Origin of the sequence: Streptomyces sp., assembly GCF_035563135.1 — a bacterium.
Taxonomy (GTDB): Bacteria; Actinomycetota; Actinomycetes; order Streptomycetales; family Streptomycetaceae; genus Streptomyces.
Map to the genome: position 1 here is coordinate 1 of NZ_DATMVN010000022.1, position 4,480 is coordinate 4,480.

Annotated in this window: 8 protein-coding genes; all 8 read left to right on the forward strand. The window is 70.5% G+C overall.

The window, feature by feature from the left end; all coding sequences use genetic code 11:
* Window positions 1-208: hypothetical protein (locus VN520_RS01265; RefSeq protein ID WP_325744941.1), on the forward strand; the 208-nt coding region annotated here is incomplete at its 5' end.
* A gap of 15 nt (window positions 209-223) precedes the next feature.
* A complete protein-coding gene (locus VN520_RS01270) occupies window positions 224-682 on the forward strand; it encodes a roadblock/LC7 domain-containing protein (RefSeq protein ID WP_325744942.1) in 459 nt (152 codons plus the stop codon).
* Window positions 679-1,068: a DUF742 domain-containing protein gene (locus VN520_RS01275; RefSeq protein ID WP_325744943.1), complete on the forward strand. Its 390-nt coding sequence runs from the start codon at window positions 679-681 to the stop codon at window positions 1,066-1,068. Before VN520_RS01270 ends, VN520_RS01275 begins: the two co-directional genes overlap by 4 nt.
* The gene (locus VN520_RS01280; RefSeq protein ID WP_325744944.1) at window positions 1,058-1,618 is read left to right on the forward strand and encodes a GTP-binding protein; all 561 of its coding nucleotides are present in this window, start codon (window positions 1,058-1,060) and stop codon (window positions 1,616-1,618) included. Before VN520_RS01275 ends, VN520_RS01280 begins: the two co-directional genes overlap by 11 nt.
* Before the next feature lie 14 nt (window positions 1,619-1,632).
* Window positions 1,633-2,889: a cytochrome P450 gene (locus VN520_RS01285; RefSeq protein ID WP_325744945.1), complete on the forward strand. Its 1,257-nt coding sequence runs from the start codon at window positions 1,633-1,635 to the stop codon at window positions 2,887-2,889.
* Entirely contained in the window at window positions 2,886-3,299 is a 414-nt protein-coding gene (locus VN520_RS01290; protein WP_325744946.1) for a hypothetical protein, read from the forward strand. Before VN520_RS01285 ends, VN520_RS01290 begins: the two co-directional genes overlap by 4 nt.
* A 119-nt stretch (window positions 3,300-3,418) precedes the next feature.
* Complete coding sequence (locus VN520_RS01295) at window positions 3,419-4,120, forward strand: hypothetical protein (RefSeq protein ID WP_325744947.1); 702 nt, start codon at window positions 3,419-3,421, stop codon at window positions 4,118-4,120.
* Window positions 4,121-4,125: 5 nt separating this feature from the next.
* Window positions 4,126-4,480 (forward strand): HAD family hydrolase (locus VN520_RS01300; RefSeq protein WP_325744948.1); only part of this gene is annotated, 355 nt, incomplete at its 3' end.

Sequence of the window (4,480 nt, forward strand, 5' to 3'; positions counted from 1 at the left end):
CGCCCTTCCTGCAGCCACCGACGCCGACGCCGATCCGCTGCCGCGCCGCAACGCAGGCCAGCACCTCAACCCCATCCTGCGCAACAGCGCTCCCTCCCCCCAGCCCCAGGGCGCGAGAGACGTGTCCGACCCGCAGCAAGTCGGGTCCGACTGGGCGGACTTCCAGGCCGGAACACAGCAGGCCCCTCAGAACCACCCCCACCGATAAGGACGAGAAGACATCATGAACCCCGAGATCCAGAACCTCCTCGACCAGCGCGTCGGCCAGATCGCTCACGTGCTCGGAGCGGTCGTCGTCACCGAGGACGGCATCTTCCGCTACATGAGCGGCTGGACGAACGTGGCCGCCGACCCCTCCAGGGACAAGTCCGCCGAGGCCGCACGCAGGGAGCTGGGCGAGCACCTGGCCGCGATGACCAGCAGCATGGCCACCCTGGCCCAGCGGCAGGCCGACTACATCAGCGGCGGTCACATGCTGCGCACGGTGGTGGAAACGGAGAAGGGCTGGTGTGTCGCCAGCCGCGCCGGCCAGCACTGCGTCATCGCCGTCCACGCGTCGAAGGAGGCCACCCTCGGCCAGCTCGGCTTCGAGTTGACCGATCTCGCCGGTCAGCTCGGCGGCATGCTGGACGTCGAGCAGCGAGAGCTGGCCACGGGCGAGCACGGCGGGACGATCCTGTGACGGCGGCGTCGGGCGGCCGCCGGACGCGGCCGTACGCCGGAACCGGCGGCCGCACCCAGGCTCCCGACGCCACGCTGAGCATCGACACCCAGATCACCGCCCATACGGGACATGAAGGGCGGCTGCTCAGCGAGCAGCACCAGCTCGTTCTGGACCTGTGCTCCGAACCCAGGGCGGTGTCGGAGCTCGCCGGACTGCTGCAGCTGCCCGTCGGGGTCATCACCGTCCTGGTCACCGACCTCCGGCAGCACCAGGTGGTGACCACCAAGGCCCCGGTCGACATGTCCCGCAACGACAACGTCACTCACCGCCTCATGGAGCGCGTACACGCCGCCCTGCAGGCCCAATACGAAGAAGAAACCAGGGGGGCACGGGGTGCCAACTGAACCCGCTCCGGAAGTCGTCAAGCTCGTCGTCGCCGGGGGCTTCGGGGTCGGCAAGACCACGTTCGTCGGTGCGGTCAGCGAGATCGAGCCGCTGAACACCGAGGCCGTCATCACCGAGGCGAGCACCGGGATAGACCGCACCGACGGAGTCGAGAAGAAGACCACCACCACCGTCGCCTTCGACTTCGGCCGCCGCACCGTCGACGACGTCACCCTGTACCTGTTCGGCACGCCCGGCCAGGACCGGTTTTGGTACATGTGGGACGACATGGTTCGCGGCGCGGTCGGCGCCATCGTCCTGGCCGACACACGGCGGCTCGCCGACTGTTTCGCCAGCATCGACTTCTTCGAAGCCCGCGGCGTGCCCTACATCGTTGCGGTCAACGCCTTCGACGGTGCTCCCGCCTACAGCGAGGCTGACCTGCGCGCCGCCATAGCTCTGCCGCTGCACATCCCCCTGCTCCAGCTGGACGCCCGCGAGTCCGGCTCGAGCACGCTCGCGCTGCTCACGCTCTTGAAGTACCGGCTCAGCCAGTCCGCCACCGCCTGATCCGAAGGACCCCCATGCCTGCATTCTCTCCCTCCAGCCCCGTTCCCCTCTTCAGCGACGAGTTCCTGACCGACCCCTACCCCGCGTACGGCACCCTGCGGAGCACCGGCGCCGCCGTGCACCTGGAGGAGTACGGCGTGTGGGCCATCTCCCGGCACGCTGACATCGCCGCGCTCCTCAAGGCCCCGGACGTCTTCGGCTCCGAGGGTGGGATAGCCCTCACCGCCCTCGCGAACCAGGAGATCCTCGCCGGCACGGTCCTCGCCTCCGACGGCGAGCGGCACGCCAAGCTCCGCAGGGTGCTGTCCAAGCAGCTCGCTCCCCGCGCCATGAAGGCCCTGGCCCGCCGGATCACCGACCGCGCCGAACGCCTGGTGGACCAGTACACGCAGCCGGGTCGGTTCGACGCCGTCGCCCTGGCCCGCCACATGGTCTGCGACACGGTGATGGAGCTGATGGGCCTGCCCGACGTGGACCGGGAGGTGCTGCTGTCCGGCGCCGCGGCGACGTTCGATGTGTTCGGCCCGCTCGGCGACCGCTACCAGCAGGCGCTGCCGCTGGCGTCCCGCATGGTCGAGATGCTCCACGAGAAACTGATCCGCGAGAACGTTCCCTCCGAGTCGTGGATGGGAGCCATCTTCGAAGCCGTCGACGCGGGGCAGATCGAGGAGAGCGACGCGGTACCCCTCGCGTCGGCCTACACGGCCGCGGCCATCGACACCACGGTCCTCGGCCTCGCCGACTGCCTCGTCCGACTCGCCCGGCACCCGAAGCAGTGGCAGATCCTCCGCCGAGACCCCGTCCGCTGGGCCGCGCCCGCCTTCCACGAGGCTCTGAGACTCGAAGCCCCCATACAGGGCTTCGGGCGGCTGCTGACCAAGGACGCCGAGATCGGCGGCGTTCACCTGCCCGCGGGCGACCAGGTGTGGCTTCTGTACGGCTCCGCCGGCCGCGACCCCCGCCACTGGGGAGACGAAGCCGACAAGTTCAACGTCAGGCGCCCGCGCAACCACCAACACCTGGCCTTCGGCAGCGGACCACACCTGTGCGCCGGCATCCCGCTCGCCGAGCTCCAGGCCCGATCCGTCCTACGCGCCCTGGCCGCCCGCTGCTCCCACCTCACGCTCGACGGCGAACCGGTTCGCGTCCTGAACAACCTTCTTCGCGGGTACAGCAGCGCGCCGCTCGCCGTCGAACTCGCCCCCCGCCTGTCCGTCTCCGACACCCCGGCCCGCTCGGCCGCGGCGTCCCAGCAAGGACTCGTGACATGACCCTCGCAACCCTCGCGACTCGTACCGCTCCAGACCCGCCGAGCGATCTCGCCCTGGCCGTCCAGCCGCGCATGGTCGGGCCCGACTGGGAGGTCCTGCTCATGCCCGAGCGGCTCGGCCGGCTCCTGACGAGCGCCCTCGCGGGAAGACCCGCACGGACAGCTCCCCTGGGCTGGGTCTTCGCGCACGCCGGTCAGTGGGGAATCTTCCTCCCCTCGGAGTCCGACAAGCCCGCCTGGCCGCCGGACACGACCTACCTCAAGGCGGGCACCAGCCTCACCCTCCCCATGTCCGGAGCCACGCCGGACGCGTGGACCAGCGCCTCCGGATGGGTGAGCCAGGACGGCAACCGGCTCAGCCGGCCGCTCCTGGTCCACCCCGTCCTCATGGCCCTCACCGCCAAGGGATAGGACACCGCCCCGCCGCCCAGCAGCAACAGCCATGCGCGGCCAGCCGACCCGGGGTCGCGCCGGCCGCCGCCGAGCGCACCGAAGAGACCGAGATCCGCACACCTGACCAGGAGACGTCCGTGCAAGCCCTCAGCGCTCCACCGTCCACGAACCAACCCCATGAGCGGCGCAGTCCCCTGTACATCGCCCCGTTCGCGGGCGAGTTCGCGTGCGACGTCACCGTGCTGTTCGACGAGAACGGGCGCGTCTACTTCGCCGACGAACGGCCCGAGGACCGCGACGTCGACGGCCTGCTCTGGGAGCGATGGGGCGGGAGTCCGACCGGCGAGCCGGACTGGGCCGCCCATCACCCCGCGCGCCAGTGCGAGGTCATGGACGGGCGGCCGTTGTGCGGGGTCTGCAAGGGCGACCCGGACCGCGACGAACGGGGAACGCTCTGGCTCCTGCACGCCGATGAGAACACTCAGGCGCTCGTGTCCTTCCCCTGCAGCATCACGACCGCCACGCCCGCGGTCTGCATCCCGTGCGCCCAGCGTGCCCTGCGCGCATGCCGGGAACTTCAGGGCGGGTTCATCGCGCTGCGTGTGCGCGAAGCCCCGGTCATCGGGGTGCGCGGCACCCTGTACTCCCCGACCGACCCCCCGCAGCTCAACCAGGTCGTCCGTTTCGGCGATGACGCCCTGCACCGGCTGGTCGCCCGCCAGTTGATGCGCGAGCTGATCAACGCCGAACTCGACGTGACCACCCTGGTGGCGGCGGACTTCCCCACGGCCGGGCGGGCCATGGGCGCGCTGGCGGGCCCCGGCCCGGTGTGGGGGTGACCACGATGCGCAAAGCGGCACTCTTCGACCTGGACAGCACTCTCACCGACCACGCGGCGGCATTCGCCAGGTGGGCGGAGGAGTTCTGCGCTTCCACCGGCATCCCCTTGTCCGCGCTCATGAGAGCCGAGACGTTCCATGGCGGCGCCCGCCACGCGTTCTTCGCCGACCTCAAGAGCGCCTTCGGGCTCCGGCGCTCCATCGCGTCCCTGCACGCCGACTACCGGCGACGCTCCGCCGAGCTCGTGCCCTACCGTCCCGAGGTCTGCACCGCCATGCAGCAACTCGCCGACGACGGATGGGAACTGGGCGTCATCACGAACGGATCACCGGACGCGCAACGCCGCAAGCTCGAAACAG

What these genes read in the sequence shown, in the direction of transcription:
- VN520_RS01270 (WP_325744942.1), top strand. Translation starts at nt 224, where the DNA reads ATGAACCCCGAGATCCAGAACCTCCTCGACCAGCGCGTCGGCCAGATC.
- VN520_RS01285 (WP_325744945.1), top strand. Translation starts at nt 1,633, where the DNA reads ATGCCTGCATTCTCTCCCTCCAGCCCCGTTCCCCTCTTCAGCGACGAG.
- VN520_RS01290 (WP_325744946.1), top strand. Translation starts at nt 2,886, where the DNA reads ATGACCCTCGCAACCCTCGCGACTCGTACCGCTCCAGACCCGCCGAGC.